This is a genomic window from Cryobacterium sp. SO1 (assembly GCF_004210215.2).
GTDB lineage: Bacteria > Actinomycetota > Actinomycetes > Actinomycetales > Microbacteriaceae > Cryobacterium.
The window spans coordinates 523721-545143 of the sequence record NZ_CP067394.1 but is presented as its reverse complement, the minus strand read 5'-3'; the positions used below and the strand labels follow the sequence as shown (position 1 = coordinate 545143).

Annotated in this window: 20 protein-coding genes and 1 riboswitch; of the genes, 16 read left to right on the top strand and 4 right to left on the bottom strand. The window is 67.8% G+C overall.

The window, feature by feature from the left end:
- The first annotated feature begins 56 nt into the window (after nucleotides 1–56).
- From BJQ95_RS02585 to BJQ95_RS02540, 10 genes are all read left to right on the top strand, one after another.
- The gene (locus BJQ95_RS02585; protein WP_130176023.1) at nucleotides 57–1211 is read left to right on the top strand and encodes a glycosyltransferase family 1 protein; all 1155 of its coding nucleotides are present in this window, start codon (nucleotides 57–59) and stop codon (nucleotides 1209–1211) included.
- Between the two features lie 178 nt (nucleotides 1212–1389).
- Complete coding sequence (sdhC, locus tag BJQ95_RS02580; protein ID WP_130176024.1) at nucleotides 1390–1806, top strand: succinate dehydrogenase, cytochrome b556 subunit; 417 nt, start codon at nucleotides 1390–1392, stop codon at nucleotides 1804–1806.
- Nucleotides 1807–1818: 12 nt separating this feature from the next.
- Complete coding sequence (locus tag BJQ95_RS02575) at nucleotides 1819–2271, top strand: succinate dehydrogenase hydrophobic membrane anchor subunit (protein WP_130176025.1); 453 nt, start codon at nucleotides 1819–1821, stop codon at nucleotides 2269–2271.
- A gap of 41 nt (nucleotides 2272–2312) precedes the next feature.
- Nucleotides 2313–4112 carry a succinate dehydrogenase flavoprotein subunit gene (sdhA, locus tag BJQ95_RS02570; RefSeq protein WP_256041501.1) on the top strand — a complete coding sequence of 600 codons (1800 nt, stop codon included), beginning with the start codon at nucleotides 2313–2315 and terminating at the stop codon, nucleotides 4110–4112.
- Nucleotides 4112–4873 carry a succinate dehydrogenase iron-sulfur subunit gene (locus tag BJQ95_RS02565; RefSeq protein WP_130177064.1) on the top strand — a complete coding sequence of 254 codons (762 nt, stop codon included), beginning with the start codon at nucleotides 4112–4114 and terminating at the stop codon, nucleotides 4871–4873. Before sdhA ends, BJQ95_RS02565 begins: the two co-directional genes overlap by 1 nt.
- Nucleotides 4874–4964: 91 nt before the next feature.
- Nucleotides 4965–6041, top strand: a complete 1077-nt coding sequence (locus tag BJQ95_RS02560; protein ID WP_130177065.1) for a YihY/virulence factor BrkB family protein — start codon at nucleotides 4965–4967, stop codon at nucleotides 6039–6041.
- Between the two features lie 44 nt (nucleotides 6042–6085).
- On the top strand, nucleotides 6086–6943 hold the full coding sequence (locus BJQ95_RS02555) for an exodeoxyribonuclease III (RefSeq protein WP_130177066.1): 858 nt from the start codon (nucleotides 6086–6088) through the stop codon (nucleotides 6941–6943).
- Between the two features lie 52 nt (nucleotides 6944–6995).
- Nucleotides 6996–8000 carry a tryptophan--tRNA ligase gene (gene trpS, locus BJQ95_RS02550; RefSeq protein ID WP_130177067.1) on the top strand — a complete coding sequence of 335 codons (1005 nt, stop codon included), beginning with the start codon at nucleotides 6996–6998 and terminating at the stop codon, nucleotides 7998–8000.
- Nucleotides 8001–8052: 52 nt separating this feature from the next.
- Nucleotides 8053–8745, top strand: coding sequence for a GNAT family N-acetyltransferase (locus BJQ95_RS02545; protein ID WP_256041500.1), 693 nt, complete (start codon nucleotides 8053–8055; stop codon nucleotides 8743–8745).
- A gap of 73 nt (nucleotides 8746–8818) precedes the next feature.
- Entirely contained in the window at nucleotides 8819–9565 is a 747-nt protein-coding gene (locus BJQ95_RS02540) for an HAD family hydrolase (RefSeq protein WP_130178888.1), read from the top strand.
- Nucleotides 9566–9892: 327 nt separating this feature from the next.
- On the opposite strand, the gene glpK is transcribed toward BJQ95_RS02540, so the two are convergent.
- From glpK to BJQ95_RS02525, 3 genes are all read right to left on the bottom strand, one after another.
- Nucleotides 9893–11410: a glycerol kinase GlpK gene (gene glpK, locus BJQ95_RS02535; protein WP_130178889.1), complete on the bottom strand. Its 1518-nt coding sequence runs from the start codon at nucleotides 11408–11410 to the stop codon at nucleotides 9893–9895.
- Nucleotides 11411–11498: 88 nt separating this feature from the next.
- A complete protein-coding gene (locus BJQ95_RS02530; RefSeq protein ID WP_130178890.1) occupies nucleotides 11499–12263 on the bottom strand; it encodes an MIP/aquaporin family protein in 765 nt (254 codons plus the stop codon).
- 142 nt (nucleotides 12264–12405) lie between these two features.
- A complete protein-coding gene (locus BJQ95_RS02525) occupies nucleotides 12406–14139 on the bottom strand; it encodes a glycerol-3-phosphate dehydrogenase/oxidase (RefSeq protein ID WP_240694895.1) in 1734 nt (577 codons plus the stop codon).
- A 246-nt stretch (nucleotides 14140–14385) separates the two neighbouring features.
- Between BJQ95_RS02525 and BJQ95_RS02520 the strand changes: the two genes are divergently transcribed.
- From BJQ95_RS02520 to ribH, 5 genes are all read left to right on the top strand, one after another.
- Nucleotides 14386–15288 (top strand): sugar-binding transcriptional regulator, encoded by a 903-nt coding sequence (locus BJQ95_RS02520; RefSeq protein ID WP_130178923.1) that lies wholly within the window; start codon nucleotides 14386–14388, stop codon nucleotides 15286–15288.
- 74 nt (nucleotides 15289–15362) lie between these two features.
- Nucleotides 15363–15494: riboswitch (FMN riboswitch) on the top strand.
- 81 nt (nucleotides 15495–15575) lie between these two features.
- Entirely contained in the window at nucleotides 15576–16664 is a 1089-nt protein-coding gene (gene ribD / locus BJQ95_RS02515) for a bifunctional diaminohydroxyphosphoribosylaminopyrimidine deaminase/5-amino-6-(5-phosphoribosylamino)uracil reductase RibD (RefSeq protein WP_240694896.1), read from the top strand.
- Between the two features lie 8 nt (nucleotides 16665–16672).
- Nucleotides 16673–17350 (top strand): riboflavin synthase, encoded by a 678-nt coding sequence (locus tag BJQ95_RS02510; RefSeq protein WP_130178891.1) that lies wholly within the window; start codon nucleotides 16673–16675, stop codon nucleotides 17348–17350.
- The gene (ribA, locus tag BJQ95_RS02505) at nucleotides 17347–18609 is read left to right on the top strand and encodes a GTP cyclohydrolase II (protein WP_130178892.1); all 1263 of its coding nucleotides are present in this window, start codon (nucleotides 17347–17349) and stop codon (nucleotides 18607–18609) included. The genes BJQ95_RS02510 and ribA overlap by 4 nt, the downstream gene beginning before the upstream one ends.
- A complete protein-coding gene (gene ribH / locus BJQ95_RS02500) occupies nucleotides 18606–19079 on the top strand; it encodes a 6,7-dimethyl-8-ribityllumazine synthase (RefSeq protein ID WP_130178893.1) in 474 nt (157 codons plus the stop codon). Before ribA ends, ribH begins: the two co-directional genes overlap by 4 nt.
- 31 nt (nucleotides 19080–19110) lie before the next feature.
- On the opposite strand, the gene BJQ95_RS02495 is transcribed toward ribH, so the two are convergent.
- Nucleotides 19111–19686: a glycerol-3-phosphate responsive antiterminator gene (locus BJQ95_RS02495; protein WP_130178894.1), complete on the bottom strand. Its 576-nt coding sequence runs from the start codon at nucleotides 19684–19686 to the stop codon at nucleotides 19111–19113.
- A gap of 275 nt (nucleotides 19687–19961) precedes the next feature.
- Between BJQ95_RS02495 and BJQ95_RS02490 the strand changes: the two genes are divergently transcribed.
- Nucleotides 19962–21407: an FAD-binding oxidoreductase gene (locus BJQ95_RS02490; RefSeq protein ID WP_130178895.1), complete on the top strand. Its 1446-nt coding sequence runs from the start codon at nucleotides 19962–19964 to the stop codon at nucleotides 21405–21407.
- Nucleotides 21408–21423: the final 16 nt, after the last annotated feature.

The following is a 21423-nucleotide window of genomic DNA, read 5'->3' as shown; positions in this document are numbered from 1 at the left end:
CGCCGTGTTCATCCAGGGTTCACCGCACGGATGTGCGCTCTGCCTACTCTGGCGGCATGAGGGTTGCCGTCGTCAGCGAAAGCTTCCTCCCCACGGTCAGCGGGGTCACCACGAGCGTCTGCAAAGTGCTCGGCGAATTGCGCCGCCAGGGCCACGATGCGCTGGTGATCGCTCCGGCCGGCGCCCCGGCGTCGTTCGCGGGTTTTCCGGTGCACACCGTGCCTGTGCTGTCCTACCGGCAGTTCCCGGTGGGCCTGCCGAACCCGAGGGTGTTGGGGCTCCTGTCCGACTTCCAGCCCGACGTGCTGCACGCCGCGTCGCCGTTCCTGCTCGGCGCGCAGGGCATCGCCTCCGCCCGGCGGCTGGGCGTGCCGAGCGTCGCCGTATTCCAGACGGATGTGGCCGGCTACGCCAGCCGCAACCACCTCGGCCAGGCCAGCAAGCTGGCCTGGCGGTTCGTGAAGTGGGTGCACGACGGTGCCGACCTCACCCTGGTGCCCTCGACGGCGTCGATGCGGGACCTGCGCCGCATCGGCGTGCAGCGCCTGGACCGGTGGACCCGCGGCGTGGACCTGGACGGCTACCACCCCAACAACCGGCGGGACCCTGAGGTGGCGGCGTTGCGGCGGCGGCTGGCCCCGAACGGCGAGGTGGTGGTCGGCTACGTCGGCCGGATCGCCCCGGAGAAGCAGGTGGAGAGGTTCCGGGCCCTCCGCGGCCTGGCCGGAATCAGCATCGCCCTGGTCGGCGACGGACCGTCCACTCCCCTGGTGACCCGTGCCCTGGCCGGCCTGCCGGTCACCTGGCTCGGCCGGCTCGCCGGCGCCGAGCTCGCCGCGGCCTACGCCAGCTTCGACCTGTTCCTGCACGCCGGCACCGAGGAGACCTTCGGCCAGACCCTGCAGGAGGCGCACGCGGCGGGCCTGCCCGTCGTGGCGCCTCGCGCCGGCGGCCCGATCGACCTCGTCGAGCACGGCACCGACGGCTTCCTCTTCACCCCCGACGACGAACGGGACCTGCGCCGGCACGTGGCCGCGCTCGTGACGGATGCCCCGCTGCGGCACCGTATGGGCGAGGCGGGCCGGCGCGCCGTGCTCGGTCGCAGCTGGGAGAACGTCTGCGCCACCCTGTTCGACTACTACCAGCAGGTCATCGACGAGAGCCTCGCCCGCCGGGCAGAAACCCTGGTGCCGGTGGCCCAGCGCCGTTGAACGCACATCCATTCACCTGACAGGGCCCAAAGCCTCTGGTCATCGCGGCGGGCAACCCGCGGCTTAGGCAGCCCTAACCAGACTTGTGTCGTCATCGAGACATAGAATGAGGGTACGTGTTTGTTCAACGATGACACCTCGTTCGCAGGGGTCACGACTCAGCCAGGGAGGGTTGGTCATGCCACAGAATTCGGCAGGGGCCCTGACAGCTCAGCGGAAGACGACCTCGCGTCGCCCGGCCGGAACGCTCTACCGTGGCCGTGAGGGCATGTGGTCCTGGGTGTTGCACCGGATCACCGGGGTGGCGATCTTCTTCTTCCTCCTCGTGCACATCCTCGACACCGCTCTCGTGCGGGTCAGCCCCGAGGCCTACAACGCCGTGATCAGCCAGTATCAGACCCCCATTATGGGCCTGGGCGAGGCCGGCCTGGTCGGCGCGATCGTGTTCCACGCCTTCAACGGCCTGCGCATCATCGCCATCGACTTTTGGAACGCGAAGTACCAGCGAGTGCTGTTCTACGTCGTGATCGGGCTCTGGGTGATCACCATGATCGGCTTCCTGCCCCGCCACCTCATCAATGTGTTCAGCCACTAGGAGGAGACGATCATGACATCGACACTCGCCGCCCCCCGCAGCCCCTACGCCCGCGCCCCGCGTAAAAACGGTGTGAACTGGGAGAAGTGGGGCTGGATCTACATGCGCGTCTCCGGCGTTGTGCTGGTCGTGCTGATCTTCGGTCACCTCTTCGTGAACCTGATGGTGGGCGAGGGCGTCAGCGCGCTGAACTTCGCCTTCGTCGCCGGCAAGCTGACCAACCCGTTCTGGCAGTGGTGGGACGTGTCGATGCTCTGGCTCGCCCTGATCCACGGCGGCAACGGCATGCGCACCCTCGTGAACGACTACGCCACGACCCGCGTCAGCCGCGGCATCCTCAAGTCGGCGATCCTCGCCGCCGTGGTCATCCTGATCGTGCTCGGCACCCTCGTCGTGTTCACCTTCGACGCCTGCCCCGCCGGAGCGCCCGCCGACCTTCTTCCCACTTTCTGCCAGGCCCTCTAGGCCCCCAAGGAGCTGCAAAAACTTCCATGACGGATGCACCTGTGACCACCCCCGTTGAATCCACCATCGTCGACGGGGTGCACTATCACCAGTTCGACATCGTCATCATCGGGGCGGGAGGGGCGGGCATGCGGGCCGCCATCGAGGCCGGACCGAACGCATCCACCGCGGTGATCTCCAAGCTCTACCCCACCCGCTCGCACACCGGTGCGGCGCAGGGCGGCATGGCCGCCGCCCTGGCGAACGTGGAGGAAGACAACTGGGAGTGGCACACCTTCGACACCGTCAAGGGCGGCGACTACCTCGTCGACCAGGACGCCGCGGAGATCCTCGCGAAGGAAGCCATCGACGCGGTCATCGACCTCGAGAACATGGGCCTGCCGTTCAACCGCACCCCCGAGGGCAAGATCGACCAGCGCCGCTTCGGCGGCCACACCCGCGACCACGGCAAGAGCCCGGTACGCCGCGCCTGCTACGCCGCCGACCGCACCGGCCACATGATCCTGCAGACGCTGTACCAGAACTGCGTCAAGCGCGGCATCAACTTCTTCAACGAGTTCTACGTGCTCGACCTGATCATGACCAACGTCGACGGCGTCGACCAGCCCTCCGGCGTGGTCGCCTACGATCTCTCCTCCGGTGAGCTGCACGTCTTCTCCGGCAAGGCGTTCATCTTCGCCACCGGCGGTTTCGGCAAGATCTACAAGACCACCTCCAACGCGCACACCCTCACCGGCGACGGCGTGGGCATCATCTGGCGGAAGGGCCTGCCGTTGGAGGACATGGAGTTCTTCCAGTTCCACCCGACCGGCCTGGCGGGCCTGGGCATCCTGCTCACCGAGGGCGCGCGCGGTGAAGGCGCGATCCTTCGCAACGCCGCCGGCGAACGGTTCATGGAGCGCTACGCCCCCACCATCAAGGACCTCGCCCCGCGCGACATCATCGCCCGGTGCATGGTGAAGGAGGTCGCGGAGGGCCGTGGCGCCGGCCCCAACAAGGACTACCTGTACCTGGACTGCACCCACCTGGGCGCCGAGGTGCTCGAGACCAAGCTGCCCGACATCACCGAGTTCGCCCGCACCTACCTCGGCGTCGACCCCGTCACCGAACCGGTGCCGGTGATGCCGACCGCGCACTACGCGATGGGCGGCATACCCACCAACGTGAACGCTGAGGTGCTGCGCAACAACACCACCGTCGTTCCCGGCCTCTACGCCGCCGGCGAATGCGCCTGCGTCTCCGTGCACGGCTCCAACCGGCTCGGCACCAACTCGCTGCTGGACATCAACGTGTTCGGCAAGCGCGCCGGCAACAACGCCGTCGAATTCGTCAAGACGGCCGAATTCGTGCCGCTGCCCGAGGACCCGGCCAAGTTCGTGCGGGAGCTCCTGGCCACCATCCGCACCTCCACCGGCACCGAGCGCATCGCGATCATCCGCCGCGAGCTGCAGGAGATCATGGACGCCAAGGCCCAGGTGTTCCGCACCGACGAGTCGCTGCGCGAGGTGACCGAGACCATCCACGCCCTGCGCGAGCGGTACAAGAACATCGGCGTGCAGGACAAGGGCCGCCGGTTCAACACCGACCTGCTCGAGGCCGTCGAGCTGGGATTCCTGCTCGACCTGGCCGAGGTTGTCGTGTTCTCGGCCCGCAACCGCAAGGAGAGCCGCGGCGGCCACATGCGCGACGACTATCCGCTGCGCGACGACGTGAACTACCTGCAGCACACCATGGCCTACCTGTCGGGCGACGCGCTGTCCGCGGATGCTGCCGACCACATTTCGCTCGACTGGAAGCCCGTGACCATTACGCGCTACCAGCCGATGGAGAGGAAGTACTAGTGAGCACCCCCACCCTCGAGAAGCCCCCAGCGGTTCCCGAAGAGATCCAGTCGTTCACGGTCACCCTGTCGGTGCGCCGGTTCAACCCGGAGACGGACGAAGATCCGCACTGGGAGAGCTACGACGTCGAAATGTACGCGACGGACCGCATCCTGGACGCGCTGCACAAGATCAAGTGGGAGCAGGACGGCTCCCTGAGCTTCCGCCGTTCCTGCGCCCACGGCATCTGCGGCTCCGATGCCATGCGCATCAACGGGCGCAACCGTCTGGCCTGCAAGACCCTCGTCAAGGACCTCGACATCACCAAGCCGGTGACGGTGGAGGCCATCAAGGGCCTTCCGTTGGAGAAGGACCTGATCGTGGACATGGAGCCGTTCTTCGCGTCCTTCCGCGAGGTGCAGCCGTTCCTGATGGCGCAGAACGTGCCCAAGGACGGCAAGGAGCGTATCCAGACCGTCGCCCAGCGCGAGCGATTCGACGACACGACCAAGTGCATCCTCTGCGCGGCGTGCACGTCGAGCTGCCCGGTGTTCTGGACCGACGGACAGTACTTCGGCCCGGCCGCGATTGTGAACGCACACCGGTTCATCTTCGACTCCCGCGACGAGAACGCCGCCGTGCGCCTGGACATCCTCAACGACAAGGAAGGCGTCTGGCGCTGCCGCACGACCTTCAACTGCACCGAAGCCTGCCCCCGTGGCATCCAGGTGACCCAGGCCATCGCCGAGGTCAAGCAGGCCATCATGCGCGGCAAGCCGTAACACCTTACGGATTCCTCACGAGCGGCGGCCACTGGCCGCCGTTCGTCGTTTTCGCGCCCGGTGAGCCGCGCCCGCTGGCTAGGCTGGGTCGATGAAGATCGGCGACCTCGTCAAACGCGTCATGGCCTCAAGGCCGGCGCGCGTCTACACCCACTTCGGCCAGAGCCGTGGACCGGTTCTGGCCGCCGGCATGGCCTACCAGGCGATCTTCGCGATCTTCGCCGCGCTCTGGCTGGTCTTTTCGGTGGCCGGGATCTGGTTGGCAAGCAATCCCGCACTGATGGACCAGTTGTTCGTGATCATCAACCAGTCGGTTCCCGGGCTGATCGAAAAGGGCGGGGTGGTCGACCCGGCCGACCTGGGCAACACCGGGGCGCTCACCTGGAGCAGCGCCATCGCCCTCATCGGCTTGCTCGCCACGACTCTCGGCTGGTTGAACACCACCTCGCAGGCCGTGCGTGGTATTTTCGGGATGGGTCAGGAGGCCACCTTCTTCGTGCTGGTGAAACTGCGCGAGCTCGGCCTCGGCCTGCTGTTCGGCCTGGCCCTGATGGTCTCGGCCGTCATCTCGCTGGTGTCCTCACAGCTGCTCGAGGTCGTGCTGGGCTTTTTCGGCCAGGGCCGGGAGTCCTTCTGGTTCCAGGCCTCCAGCCAGGCCGTCGGTCTGCTGATCGTGCTGATCATCGACACCATCACCCTGGCTGCCCTGTTCAGGGTGCTCTCCCACGTGCGCATCCCCTGGAAGAACCTGCTTGTCGGGTCGTTGCTCGGCGCGGTGGCGTTGGGCGTGCTCAAGGTACTCGGCGCCGCCCTGCTCGGCGGTGCGGCCCGCAACCCGCTGCTGGCCGGCTTCGCGGTGATCATCGGTTTGCTGATCTGGTTCAACCTCACCTCCACGGTCACGCTGATCTCCGCCGCGTGGATCGCGGTCGGCATGCAGGACGCCGGCATCCCTCCGCGCACCCTGAGCGCCGATGAAGCGAAGAAGCTCGCCGAGGAGAAGGAAGCCGAGGCCAAGAGCCTCATCGCCGAGGCCGAACTGCGCGACGCGCAGGCGGCGTTGGCGGACGCATCCTGGTACCAACGGCCCGGACGCAGGCGACGGCTGCGCCGCGCCCAGACTCGGGCCGAGAAGAACGCATCGAGCACCACCGCCGCCGTCGAGTGAGCCGGTCCGGCCCCGGCGTCGGGGGCACTCGGTAGAATCGGCGCATGCCGTCTTCTCCCGCATCAGAGTCCGTCCGCCCCCTGCGCATCGCCAGCATCAACACCAACGGCATCCGCGCCGCCTACCGGAAGGGCATGGGCGACTGGCTCGCCACCCGGGACGTCGACATCCTCGCCATCCAGGAGGTGCGTGCGTCGACCGAAGACATCGAGGGACTGCTCGGCCCGGACTGGAGCATCCTGCACGACGCCGCGTCGGCCAAGGGTCGCGCCGGCGTGGCCATCGCCAGCCGCAAGTCCGCGTCGATCCACCGGGTCGAACTGGGCCACCCCGACTTCGACAGCGCCGGCCGCTGGCTCGAAGCCGACTACGAGGTCAACGGCAAAATCGTGACCGTCGTGAGCACCTACGTGCACTCCGGCGAGGTGGACACCCCCAAGCAGGTCGAGAAGTTCACCTTCCTCGACTCCATGCTCACCCGGCTGCCCGAACTGGCGGCGCACAGCGAGCGGGTCGTCGTGCTCGGCGACCTCAACGTGGGCCACCGCACGTTCGACATCAAGAACTGGAAGGGCAACGTCAAGCGGGCCGGCTTCCTGCCCGAGGAGCGCGCCTACTTCGACCGCATCCTGGGCGCCGAGGACGACGCCGACTACAACAACGGCGCGGGGCTGGGCTGGGTGGATGTGGGCCGGAAGGCTGCCGGCGAGATGGACGGACCGTTCACCTGGTGGTCCTGGCGCGGCCAGGCGTTCGACAACGACACCGGTTGGCGCATCGACTACCAGCTCGCGACGCCCGCGCTGGCGGCATCCGTCGTCAACTACACGGTCGACCGGGCGGATGCCTACGACCAGCGCTGGAGCGACCACGCCCCCGTGGTCGTCGACTACGCCATCTGACTATTGTTTTTGCCGCCTGCGCGGCCTCGAACCTGACGAAATGACTTCTCTCATGACCAAGACCCGCCTCTACTCCGGCATGCAGCCGTCCGCCGACTCGTTGCAGATCGGCAACTACATCGGTGCGCTGCTGAACTGGAAGAAACTGCAGCAGAACCACGACGCGTTCTTCTCGATCGTGGACCTGCACGCCATCACCGTGGCGCAGGACCCGGCCAAGCTGCGGGAGAACACCCGCGCCACCGCCGCGCAGTACATCGCGGCGGGCATCGACCCGGCCGAGTCGACCCTGTACGTGCAGTCGCACGTGGCGGCGCACGCGCAGCTGGCCTGGGCCCTGAACACGCTCACCGGGTTCGGCGAGGCCAGCCGGATGACCCAGTTCAAGGACAAGTCGTTGAAGCAGGGCGCCGACGCCACCACGGTGGGCCTGTTCGCCTACCCGGTGCTGATGGCCGCCGACATCCTGCTGTTCCAGAGCGAGATCGTGCCGGTGGGCGAGGACCAACGCCAGCACGTTGAGCTCACCCGCGACCTGGCGGCCCGGTTCAACTCCCGGTTCGGCGACACCTTCACGGTGCCGGAGGCCTCGATCATCCGCGACACCGCGAAGATCTACGACCTGCAGAACCCCACCTCGAAGATGTCGAAGTCGGCCGAGTCGCACGCCGGTGTGATCTGGATGCTCGACGAGCCATCCGTCACCGCGAAGAAGATCATGCGCGCCGTCACCGACGCCGAGGGCGGGGTGGTCTTCGACCGGGAGAACAAGCCCGGCGTGGCCAACCTGCTCACGATCTACTCCGTGATGGCGGAGCGTTCGATCGAGTCGCTCGAAAACGAATACGCGGGCAAGGGCTACGGCGACTTCAAGAAGGGCCTGGCCGAGGTGGTCACCGAGACCTTCGGCGCGATTCGGCGACGGGTGCGGGAGCTGCTCGACGACCCGGCCGAACTGGACCGGATCCTGGCCGCCAACGCCGACCGTGCCGCCGCGGTGGCCGACGTCACCCTGGCGACCGCGTTCGATCGGATGGGTTTCCTGGCCCGCCGCTGAGGCGCGCTCTGGTGGTGTGCTGATGCGTCCGGTCGGGCTGTCCTCTAGTGTGTTGCGGCTGGATACGCCGCAGGGCGCCGACGTGCCGCGGGTGTTCGAGTACTGCCAGGACCCGGTGATGCCCGAGTACCTGGCCCGGCTGCCCCGGCCGTACCGGCTCGCGGACGCCGCCGACTTCGTCACCGGCTATGTGCCGGCCTCGTGGGCCGGGGACCAGGAATACACCTGGGCGGTGCGCGGGCCGGCGTCGCCGGAGCTGCTCGGCGTGATCAGCCTGAGCGTGCCTGTCGCGGCTGGGGTTGATGCGGCTGCGGCTGCGGCTGCGGCTGGGGCTGGGGCTGGGGCTGGGGCGGCTGCTGGGGCGGCTGGGGCGGCTTCGGCTGCGGCTGCTGCGGCTGGGGCGGCTGCGGCTTCGGCTTCGGCTGCGGCGAGCCGCGCCAGTTCGATCGGGTTCTGGCTGGGACCGGCGCACCGGGGCCGGGGCCTGATGGTCGAGGCGCAGCGGTTGGTGCTCGACTGGGGCTTTCGCACCGGCCTCTGCGACACCGTGCACTGGGAGGCCGTGGCCGGCAACCTCGCGTCGGCCCGGGCCGCCCGGAAGGCCGGGTTCCGCTACACCGGGCTCGGACCGGCCGGGATCGCGTACCGCGACGGTACGCATCCGCCCTCGTGGAAGGCCGTGCTGCACGCCACCGACGACCGCACACCGCCCGCGGGCTGGCCGGCCGAGGTCGCGGGCGCGTGAGCGGTGCCGTGCGCTCCTGCGGGCGACTGTGGCCGGTGAGGCTGCTGTGACCGGTGGGGCGGGTGCGGCTGGTGTGACTGGTGTGACGCTGGTGCTGTTCGATCTGGACGACACCCTGTTCGCGCACCGGGAGGCCGTGGCCGCCGGCATTCTCGGCCACGTCGCCGCGCAGGGCGGCCGGGGTGCGGCCGCCGACCCGCACGACGTCGTGGTGCTGTGGAACGCCCTTGAGGAGCAGCACTACCACGCCTATCTCGCCGGTTCGCTCGACTTCGCCGCACAGCGCGGCGCCCGCGCCCGCGACTTCGCGGCAGCGCACGGGGTGCAGCTCACGGCGGCGGAGGCCACCGCCTGGTTCGAGGACTACTTCGTGCACTACCGAGCCCACTGGCGCCTGCACGCGGATGCGCTGCCCTGCCTCGACGAGCTGGCCCGGCGCATCCCCGGGGTGCGATTCGGTCTGATCACCAACGGGGAGCTGGCCTACCAGCGCGTGAAACTGGCCGACACCGGTCTGGACGCCCGGGTGGAGCACGTGATCACCTCGGCCGAGTTCGGCCTGGCCAAGCCGAGGCCGGAGATCTTCGTGCACGCCTGCGCCCTGTTCGGCGCCGACCCGGCCCGCTCGGTGTACGTGGGCGACCGCCTCCGCACCGACGCGATCGGGGCCGCCGCAGCGGGCCTCACCGGGGTGTGGCTGGACCGTCTCGGCTCCGCAGGACCTCCCCCGCCGGAGGCCGACCGCGCTGAGGCCCGCGCGCTGGGCGTCATCCGTCTCACCGGCCTCGCGGAGTTGCCCGCCCTGCTCGCCGCGCGGTAGCCGAAGCCCGGGCCGATGCGCGGCTCTGTGGGCGGTAAGTGCGCCCACAATCGTGTGAGGCGGGGCAGGCGTCATTCTGCGGGGTACACGCCACTCTGCGGGGCAAGCGCCGCTCTGGCCCCGAGCCCGCACAACGGCGTGGCACCCGCGCAAGGGCCCTATGCGGGGTGGGCGCCGCTATGCGGGTGGCGCGCCACCCGCATAGCGGCGCCGCACCCGCACAACTCAGAGGAGAGGCGGATGCGGCGTCGAGGTGGTGCCGTCGGGAACGGGCTACCGGGGGTTCACGGCGGCTACCGGACCTGGGCAGCTACCAGTCTTGCCTGGCTACAGGACGTCTTCGTCGACCCAGTCGAGGGTCTTGGTGACGGCCTTCTTCCAGTTGCGGAGCAGCCGGGCTCGCTCGGCTTCCTCCATGTCGGGCTCCCATCGGGCGTCTTCCTGCCAGTTGGAGCGCAGTTCGCCCAGGCCACCCCAGAAGCCCACCGCCAGGCCGGCCGCGTAGGCCGCGCCGAGCGCGGTGGTCTCGGCGACGACCGGGCGCACCACGGGTACGCCAAGGATGTCGGCCTGGAACTGCAGCAGCAGGTTGTTGGCGGTGGCGCCGCCGTCGACCTTGAGCTCGGTCAGCGGCACGCCCGAGTCGGCGTTGACCGCGTCGATGACCTCGCGGGTCTGGAACGCGATGGCCTCCAGCGCCGCGCGGGCGATGTGGCCCTTGTTCACGAACCGGGTCAGGCCCACCAGCGCACCGCGGGCATCCGAACGCCAGTACGGCGCGAACAGGCCGCTGAACGCCGGCACGAAGTAGGCGCCGCCGTTGTCGTCGACGGTGCGGGCCAGGGTCTCGATCTCACTCGCCGACGAGATCAGCCCGAGGTTGTCGCGCAGCCACTGGATGAGCGACCCGGTGACGGCGATCGAGCCTTCCAGCGCGTAGTGCGGTTCGGCGTCGCCGAGCTTGTAGCCCAGCGTGGTGAGCAGGCCGTTCTTGGAGTGGATGATCTCGGTGCCGGTGTTGAAGATCAGGAAGTTACCGGTGCCGTAGGTGTTCTTGGCCTCGCCCTGGTCGAACGCGGCCTGGCCGAACGTGGCCGCCTGCTGGTCGCCGAGGATGCCGGCGATGGGCACCTCGCGCAGCAGGCTGTGCTCGTTGACCATGCCGTAGACCTCGCTGGAGGAGCGGATCCCGGGCATCATCGAGCGGGGAACGCCGAAGATCCCGAGGATCTCGTCGTCCCATTCGAGGGTCTCCAGGTTCATGAACAGGGTGCGGCTGGCGTTGGTGACGTCGGTGGCGTGCACCCCGCCCTCCAGGCCGCCGGTGAGGTTCCAGAGCACCCAGGAGTCCGTGGTGCCGAACATCAGGTCGCCGGCCTCGGCCTTTTCGCGGGCGCCCTCGACGTTCTCCAGGATCCAGGCGATCTTGGTGCCGGAGAAGTAGGTCGCCAGCGGCAGGCCGACGGTGGCCTTGAACCGGTCGCCCCCACCGTCCGCGGCGAGCCGGTCGACGATCGGCTGAGTGCGGGTGTCCTGCCAGACGATGGCGTTGTAGATCGGCAGGCCGGTGGTGCGGTCCCAGACCACGGCGGTCTCCCGCTGGTTGGTGATGCCGACGGCCTCGATGTCGTGCCGGGTGAGGTTGGCCTTGGAGAGGGCCTGGCCGATGACCTGGCGGGTGTTGCCCCAGATCTCCATGGGGTCGTGTTCGACCCAGCCGGCGCGCGGGAAGATCTGTTCGTGCTCGAGCTGACCGGTGGAGACGATCGAGCCGGAGTGATCGAAGATGATCGCGCGGGTGCTCGTGGTGCCCTGGTCGATGGCGAAGATGTACTTGTCACTCATGTCGGAACTCCTGTGTTGGGACGTGGTTGTTGAGATTGAGTTGTTGAGATCGAGTTGTTGAGATCGATGGGTGAATCGAGGGGCGGGATCAGGTCAGGATGGGCAGCAGCACCAGCGATGCCCAGCCGGCCAGCACACCGCCGATGACGGGTCCGACGACGGGAACCCACGAGTAGGACCAGTCGGACCCCCGCTTGCCCTTGATGGGCAGCAGGGCGTGGGCGATGCGGGGGCCCAGGTCTCGGGCCGGGTTGATGGCGTAGCCGGTCGGCCCGCCGAGGGAGGTGCCGATGACGATCACCAGCAGGGCCACCGGCAGGGCGCCGAGGGCCGCGAGGCCGCCGTTCTCACCCTGGCGACCGCCGCCGAACGCGATCACCACGAACACCAGCACGAAGGTGCCGATGACCTCCGTGACCAGGTTCCAGCCGTACGAGCGGATGGCCGGACCGGTGGAGAAGACGCCGAGCTTGTTCGCCGGCTCCGGCTCCTGGTCGAAGTGCTGCTTGTACGCCAGCCAGACCACGACGGCGCCGATGATGGCACCGATCATCTGGGCAGCGATGTACACCAGCACCGAGACGACGTTCACCGGCACGCCGGAGCCGAATTCGGTGGCTCCGGAGGAAACCAGGCCCAGCGTGACCGCCGGGTTCAGGTGCGCACCGGAGTTGTACGAGACGATCACACCGGCGAAGACCGCGAGGCCCCAACCGATGGTGACCATGAGGAACCCGGCGCCGAAGCCCTTGTTCTTCGTGAGGGCGACGTTGGCGACAACGCCGCAGCCGAGGAGCACCAGGAGGGCTGTGCCCACCAGCTCCGAGAGGAATACAACACCGAGATTGTCCACATTGACCTTTCGTGTTTTTTTCGTACCCGCGGGAAATTGTGCGGTCCTGACACGTTACCGAGTCAAAAACCGCAAAAAGGTAGCCCCACGCGCACGTTTGTGCAGATTGAGAGGTGGGGAAGCCCCCCACCTCCCGTCTGGTCTACGGGGCCGGAACGGCCTCGGACGCGCCCATCAGGTCGACGCCGTGCACCTCGGCAAGCTCCTGGCCGGCCTGGGTCACCTCGTCGGCGGTGCGCGCGGCGTCCCAGCCGAGCACGGGGGCCAGCACGCCGGCCAGTTCCTCAAGCAGGGCCACGCTGAGCCCGCCGACGAAGGCGAGGCTGGTGCGGCGCAGCAGCAGGTCGATCAGGTGGGTGACCGACTCCTCGCGCGCCAGGTACTCGATCTCGCGGCGGGTGTAGAGCGGGTTGTGCGCCAGGGGCGCATCCGCCGCTTCGGTGAGGAAGTCGATGATCGCACCGGCGCGGGTGCCGTACCGGGTGAGCAGCGCCTGGGCGCGGTCTCGGCCGACCTCGTCGCCGTGGGCGGCCAGCCACACGGTGTGCGCGGCTGCGGTGGCCGGGTAGCCCTTGCCGCCGCCGATGGCGAGCCCGACGGTGGACACCGTGCGGGACTGGCCGAGCAGGCTGAGGATGTCGCCGCTGAGGTGCTCGGCGAGGGCGCGGAAGGTGGTCCACTTGCCGCCGACCAGGCTGAGCAGGGTGCCGGGGCGTGCGCCGAGCGGGGTGGACTCGATGCGGTAGTCGCGGGAGACGAAGCCGGGGGCCTCGTCGTCGTGCCGGGGCAGCGGCCTGACGCCGGCGAACCTGAACACGATGTGCGAGCGGTTCACCTCGATGTCGGGGAACACGTGCTTGACCAGGTCGAAGAAGTAGTCGATTTCCTCTTCGGTGGTGCGGATCGGCTGGCTCATGTCGTGCTCGAGGTCGGTGGTGCCCAGGAGCACTCGGCCCGCGAGCGGGTAGATCAACACGATGCGGCCGTCGTTGTTCTCGAAGAAGATCTCGCCGCCTCCGGTGGCCGCGTAGAGCTCGGGGTGGTCCAGCACGATGTGGGAGCCCTTGGTGCCGCCCATGTAGCTGCTGGCCGCACCGAGCGCCGAGTTGGTCAAGTCGGTCCACGGGCCGGAGGTGTTCACGACCACGTCGGCGGCGAAACTGAATTCCTCGCCGGTGACGGTGTTGCGCAGGCGCACGCCCTCGGCATCCATGCCCACGGCTTCGACGTAGTTGGCGGCGCGCGCGTGTGGGCCGGTGTCCAGGCCGTCGCGGAGCACATCGAGTGCGAGGCGCTCGGGGTCGTGCATCGACGCGTCGTAGTACGTGGCGGTGTACTTGAGGCCGGGATTCAGTCGCGGCAGGCGTTCGAGCGACTTCTTACGACCGTGGAACTCGTGCTTGGGCACCGAGCCGCCGTCGCGGGAGAAGGAGTCGTACAGCACCAGCCCGACCTTGATCAGCAGCGCGCCGCGTTCCTGCGCCTTGCCCTGCTTGTGGGTGAGGAAGCGCAGCGGGGCGGCCAGCACGCCGGAGAGGGCGGAGAACATCGGCACAGTGGTCTTGAGCGGCTTGACGTAGTGCGGCGCAATCTTCAGCAGGCCGTTGCGCTCGGTGACCGACTCCTTGACGAGCCGGAACTCGCCGTTTTCCAGGTACCGGATGCCGCCGTGGATCATGTGCGACGACGCGGCGGAGGCGCCGGAGACGAAGTCCCCCCGGTCGACGATGGTGACGTCCACGCCCTGCAACGCCAGGTCGCGGAACGTGGCGATGCCGTTGATGCCGGCACCGATGATCAACACCTTCGCACTGGGGCGCTCGGCGAGGGCGGATCGGGCGGAATCAGCGGGCGAGGAGAGAGGGATGGACTGCACTGTTCACTACCTTTGTTCGTCATTCGGCCGGGCGGGTGACCGGGTGGTGTCCGGCCGAATTGGTGCGGATGGCCCATCCGGGTTTGCGCGGGGGCCGTCCATATGGATTAATCAAGCTTGAGTAGATCAATCACATCTGGTCAAGCCGAGTGAACAAACGTGCAAGGAGGGGCCGTGAGCCTCGTCGACGAGTCAGCGCAGTCCGATCGGGTGCGGGATGCCCTCACTGCCGCGCACCTGTACTACATGCAGGACCTGACGATGGATGCCATCGCCCACGAGCTGCACACCTCCCGTTCGTCGGTGTCCCGACTGCTCAGCCACGCCCGCGCGACCGGCCTGGTCGACATCCAGATCCGCTCCCCCCTTGACGCGCCGAGCCGCCTCGAACTGCTCATCCAGGAGCGTTTTCAGATCACCGCGCACGTCGTTCCGGTGCCCGATCACGCCTCGGATGTGGACAGATTGGAGCGGGTGGCGCTGTCGGTTGCACGGATTCTCGGGCAGTTCTTCGACTCGAACATGGTGATGGGCATCGCCTGGGGGTCGACGATGAACGCCATCAGCCGCCACGTCACCCCCAAGCAGACTCACGGCTCCCAGATCATCCAACTCAACGGCGCCGGCAACATGCGCACCACCGGCCTCAGCTACGCCAGTGAGATCCTCGGCCGGTTCGGTTATGCGTTCGGTGCGCACGTGCACCAGTTCCCGGTGCCGGCGTTCTTCGACAGCCCGGCCACCAAACAGGCCCTGTGGCGCGAACGCAGCGTGAGCCGGTTGCTCCAGATGCAGGCCCGGATGGACGTGGCGCTGTTCGGCCTCGGCTCGCCGTTCTCCGAGGTGCCCAGCCATGTCTACGCGGGCGGCTACCTGGAGGAGGCGGACTACGCCTCGCTCAGCCGCTCCGAGGTGGTGGGCGATGTGGCCACCATCTTCTTTCGGGCGGACGGCTCCACCGACGGGATCCCGCTGAACACCCGCGGCACCGGGCCGGATTTCAACGTGCTCCGGCGCACTCCGCGCCGGCTCTGCGTGGTCTCGGGAACGGCGAAGCTGCCGAGCCTCCGCGGGGCATTGAAGGCCGATCTGATCACCGACCTGTTCGTCGACGAGAGCACCGCCCGGGCCCTGGTCGCCACCATCTGACGGTGCCGAGACGTCGTCAGGTTACGTCGGGAATACCGCACCGGCCTGCGCGTTGAGATATAACTGAAGTAAGAAACGTGCTCCGGGGTCGGTGAGAATCCGAACCGGCGGTGAAAGTCCGCGAGCCGGGACCTGATCGTTGGGTACCGGTTGAGCTGGTGAAATTCCAGCACCGACGGTTAAAGTCCGGATGGGAGGCGCACGGATCGATGGTTCATTGTGGACCGTCGACGGCTTTCGCGTACGCGAAAACCCCCTCCCGGAGCGTCACAACGACGGGACAGGGAATGCACCAGCAGCACACGCTCGAGCGCTCGATGCGTCGAGCCCTGCAGCTGGCGGCCAACGGCCCGGCCGACGGGGTGAACCCCCGCGTCGGCTGCGTGATCCTGAGCCCGGCCGGCGACGTTCTCGCCGAGGGCTGGCACCGCGGCGCCGGCACCTGCCACGCCGAAGTGGACGCCCTCGCCCAGCTGGCCTCCGGCGCCGCCCGCGGCACCACCGCCGTGGTCACCCTCGAACCCTGCAATCACACCGGACGCACCGGCCCGTGCGCGCTCGCGCTCATCGACGCCGGCGTGGCCCAGGTGGTCTACGCCGTCGCCGATCCCGGAGCGCACTCCGCCGGCGGCGCCGAGCGGCTGCGCGCGGCCGGCGTCGATGTCACCGGCGGCCTGCTCGCCGCCGAAGCCCAGGCCTTCCTGGCCGATTGGCTGGTGTCGGCGCGCCTCGGCCGCCCGCACGTGACCGTGAAATGGGCGTCCAGCCTCGACGGCCGCGCCGCCGCCGCCGACGGCTCCAGTCAGTGGATCACCGGACCGGCCGCCCGCGTGGACGTGCACCAGCGCCGCGCCGGCGCCGACGCGATCCTCGTGGGCACCGGCACCGTTCTGGCCGATGACCCGGCCCTGACCGCGCGGGCCGCCGACGGCACCCTGCTCGCCCACCAGCCGCGACCCGTGGTGGTGGGGCGCCGCCCGGTGCCGGCCGGCGCGGCCGTGCACCGGCATCCGCTCACCCCGTGGTTTCTCACCGAACACGACCTTCCCACGCTCCTCGGCGACCTGCGCGAACGCGGCATCCGCCGGGTCTTCGTGGAGGGCGGACCCACCCTGGCCAGCGCCTTCGTGCGCGCCGGCCTGGTCGATGACTACCTGATCTACCTGGCGCCCACCCTGCTCGGCGGAGACAGGCTCGCTCTGGCCGACATCGGCGTCGCCGGCATCAACGAGCAGCGCCGGCTGCGGATCGGCGCGCTGCACCACGTGGGTGACGACCTGCTGCTGGTCGCCCACCCTGCACTGCCGCCGGCCCCGCCCGACGAGACCCACCCCACCGATCAGACCACCAGGGCCACCCCGGCCCGGACGAGCTAAGGACCAGTATGTTCACCGGAATCATTGAGGAACTCGGCACCGTCGAGCGCATCGAGCGCACGGCGGATGCCGCCCGCCTCACCATCCGCGGGCCGTTCGTGGTCGTCGGAGCCGGGCACGGCGACTCCATCTCGGTGAACGGCGTCTGCCTCACCGTGGTGGAGCAGACCCCGGACACCTTCACGGCCGACGTGATGGCGCAGACCCTGTCGATGTCGACCCTCGACGGCGTCGCCGCGGGCTCCCCGGTGAACCTGGAACGCGCCGCCCTGGTGGGCGGTCGGCTCGGCGGACACATCGTGCAGGGCCACATCGACGGCACCGGCAACGTCCTGGCCGTCGTGCCCGGCGAGGCGTGGCGCATCGTGCGATTCAGCCTCAAGGCGGCGTTGGCGCCGCTGGTGGTCGACAAGGGCTCGATCGCCATTGACGGCGTCTCCCTCACGGTGAGCAACATCTCCCCCGCCGACCTGGCCGACCAGTGGTTCGAGGTGTCCCTGATCCCCGAGACACTCGCCGCCACGACTCTCGGCGCACTCACCGTGGGCGATCGGGTGAACCTCGAAACCGACATCATCGCCCGGCACGTCGAACGGATGCTCGCCCTCGCGGCCCGCACCATCGCACCGCCGGCCCCCTCAACCGAACCATCCGCACCATCCGCAGTCCTAAGGAGCACCCCATGAGCCTCGCCGACATCCCCACCGCACTGGCAGCACTCCGGCTCGGCAAGCCCGTCATCGTCGCCGACGACGAGGGCCGCGAAAACGAGGGCGACGTGATCATCTCCGCCCAGCTGGCCACCCAGGAATGGATCGCCTGGACCGTGCGCCATTCCAGCGGATTCATCTGCGCGCCGATGACCAACGACATCGCCGACACCCTCGACCTGCCCGTGATGGTGCTGAACAACGAGGACCCGCGCGGCACCAACTACACCGTCACCGTCGACGCCGCCGACCGCCTCAGCACCGGCATCAGCGCCGCCGACCGGGCGCACACCCTGCGGGTGCTCGCCGAGCCCAGCTCCACGCCGGCCAGCCTCAACCGGCCCGGCCACATCCTGCCGCTGCGGGCGATGGACGGCGGCGTGCGCGAGCGCGACGGCCACACCGAGGCGGCCGTCGACCTGATGAAGCTGGCCGGGCTGACCCCCGTGGCCGGCATCGCCGAGATCGTCGCCGAAGACGGTGAGATGATGCGCCTACCCGGCCTGCTGGTGCTCGGCGAGCGCGAGGGCGTTCCGGTGATCACCATCGCCGACCTCATCGACTACCTGCAGAAATTCCACTGCGACGACGACCTCGCCTCGGTCAGCCCGATCCGCGAATCGCCGCGGGTGGACTTCGAGGTGGAGACCACCGTGCCCACCTCGCACGGCGCCTTCCAGATTCGCGCCTACCGCGACCGGATGACCGGGGCCGACCACGTGGCCATCGTCTCCGGCACGCCCCGCAACGGATCACTCGTGCGGGTGCACTCCGAGTGCCTCACCGGCGAGGCGTTCGGCTCGCTCAAGTGCGAGTGCGGACCGCAGCTGCAGGCCGCGCTGGACACCATCGAACGGGAGGGCGGCGTGGTCGTCTACCTTCGCGGCCAGGAGGGCCGCGGCATCGGCCTGATCAACAAGCTCCGCGCCTACAAGCTGCAGGAGGACGGCCTGGACACCCTGGACGCAAACCTGGCGCTGGGCCTGCCGGCGGACTCCCGCGACTACGGCGCGGCCACGGCCATCCTCGACGAGCTGGGCCTCGGCTCGGTGCGGCTGCTCACCAACAACCCCGAGAAGGTGCGCCAGCTCGAGGCACACGGCGTGACCGTCACCGAACGGGTACCCCTGGTCGTGGGCGTCGGCAGCCACAACGAGGACTACCTGGCGGCCAAACGCGACCGCATGGGCCACGAAATCTCAGCACACCAGATCGTGAAAGGACTCGCACTATGAGCGGAGCAGGCTCCCCCGACATCTCTGTCGACGGCACCGGGCTGGAGGTCGTCATCATCGCCGGCCGCTGGCACGACGTGATCACCGACGGCCTCATCGCGGGGGCCACCCGGGTGCTCGAGGCATCCGGGGCGACCTACTCCCTGGTGCGCGTGCCCGGCAGCTTCGAGCTCCCGGTGGCGAGCAAGGTGGCACTGGAGAACGGCGCCGACGCGGTGGTGGCGCTCGGCGTGATCATCCGCGGCGGCACCCCGCACTTCGAGTACGTCTCGGCGGCGGCCACGGATGGCCTCACCCGGGTGGCCCTGGACACCGGCAAGCCGGTGGGCTTCGGCGTGCTCACCCTGGACGACGACGAGCAGGGCTTGGACCGGGCCGGCCTGCCCGGATCCAAGGAGGACAAGGGCGAAGAGGCCGCCACCGCGGCCCTGGCCACTGCTCTGGTGCTCAAGGAACTGCGCGAACGTTAGGCCATCCCTGCACCACCTGGGTCGTGGTCGGCTACATCAACCACACATCGCGGTTCGACGACGCGATGGCGCCGGCACCCGCGGCGAGTGCCGCCATCACATCTGCCTTGTCACAGACCAACCCACCCGCGATCAGCGGGAGGTCGGTGTCGGCGCGCACCCAGGAAATCACCCGCGGCATGCATCCCGGCAGGATCATGATGGCGTCCGGTTCCGAGATCTTCACCTGCTTGGAGACGTTGTTGTAGCTGAACGAGTCGACAAGGAAAAGCCGGTGAACGGCCATCAGTCCCGCTGCCTTGGCCGCTCGGACCATGATCGATTTCGAGCTCAGGACCCCGTCGACATCGGTGTGCGCTTTGAGGAAGTCGACGGCAATGGGCTTGCTTGAAAAGCCGTCAAGCAGATCGACATCCACGAAGACCGTTTTCCCGGCATTCTTCAGGGTCGCCACGATCTTGTGAATCGTCATGACCGAACCGAAGAGAACAAAGACGACAGGGCAGGGTGCGGTCAGGACCGCTCGCAAGCCGTCGTCGTCCTTGATACTTGCGATGACTGGATGAAGCGACAGGACGTCGCTGATCGAGGGCGATTCGTCAGGCATGCGCTGAACTCTACCCCGCGGTTCCGGCCCGGTTCCAGTCGATTCCTGCCGGACGCCGGCGCTGAGGATGAGTGGCCGTGTTAGGCTTCACAACAACTTACAACTTCATACAGGTTCCGGACCGCGTTCGGAACTGTTGCTAGAACCCAGAGAACAGCGACCCCCTCATCTGAGGGGATCGCTGTTCTTTTTTTGTCGTTAACCACGAAGGGGTGGACACCTTGCTCAACCTCCGAAATCAGGAACACCTAGAACGAACGGAATCAGTCGAACCGATGCGCCTCACCCGTGAACAGATTGTTAGTGCCTACGTTGAAATCCTCGGCCTCGACCGGGTAATCACCGACGAGCAGACCCTGAAGGACAACAGCGCCGATCGGTATTACAAGGTCGAGAACATCTTCGGGATCTACGCCCTTCCTCTCCCTGCGGCCGTGGTGAAGCCCGGCACCCCGCAGGAGGTGGCAGAGGTGCTGAAGTTCGCCAACGACAACGGCATCAACGTTGTCCCGAAGTCGGGCGGATCCGCAACCGAGGGCGGCCTGGAGACGGTCATCGAGAACTCCATCGTGGTGGACGGCTCGGGCATGAACCAGATTCTCAACGTCGACACCGTCAACATGCTGGCGACTGTTCAGTGCGGCGTCTGCCTCGAGGACCTCGAGAACGAGCTCCGCGCGATCGGTTACACCACCGGGCACTCGCCGCAGTCCAAGCCCCTGGCTCAGTATGGGGGGCTCGTCGCCACCCGCTCGATCGGGCAGTTCTCGACCCTGTACGGGGGAATCGAAGACATGCTTGTCGGCGTTGAAACTGTCTTCCCGAATGGTGAGATCTGCCGCATCAAGAATGTGCCGCGTCGGGCGGCCGGGCCCGATATCCGTCACCTGGTGATCGGCAACGAGGGGGCCCTCAACTACATCACCGAGGTCACCGTCAAGATCTTCCGCTACTACCCGGAGAACAACAAGTTCTACGGCTACCTGCTCGATGACATGAAGACCGGTCTGGAAATTCTGCGCGAGGTCATCACGCAGGGCTACCGACCGTCTGTTGCGCGCTTGTACGACACCGAGGATGGCCTCTACCACTTCAAGCATTTCTCCGACGGCCGCTGCGTCCTCATCTTCGTCGCCGAAGGCCCTCAGCCGATCGCTGACGCCACGGGAGCCGCCATCGAAGAGATCGTCTCCAGCTTCGGCTCCGCCGATCGGGTCGACGACAAACTCATCGAGGACTGGTTCGACAACCTCAACTGGGATGTCTCGAAGATCGAGGAAGAACGAATTGAGATTCGGGACACCCTGATCAACGGTTTCACCACTGAGATTTCCGGCAACTGGAGCGTCATCCACGACATCTATGTCAATGCGCTCGCCCGCATCCGGAACGAGATATCGGCCGAGTTCAGCTTGCTCGGCGGACACTCCAGCCACAGCTACCTCAACGGAACGAATATGTACTTCGTCTATTACTACAAAATCGACGTTGACCCCACCGAGGAACGCGCCACGTACCACGACCCGATTCAGAACATCATCGTCGAGGAAACCCTCAAGCTTGGCGGTTCGATGTGCCACCACCACGGCGTCGGAAAGCACCGCACGCACTTCCTCGCCGAGGAATACGGCTCCTCGCTGTACATGCTCGAGACACTCAAAACCGCGTTCGACCCGAACGGGATCATGAACCGCGGAACCATTTTCCCGCTCACCAAGTAACTTCCCCCTTTCCGGC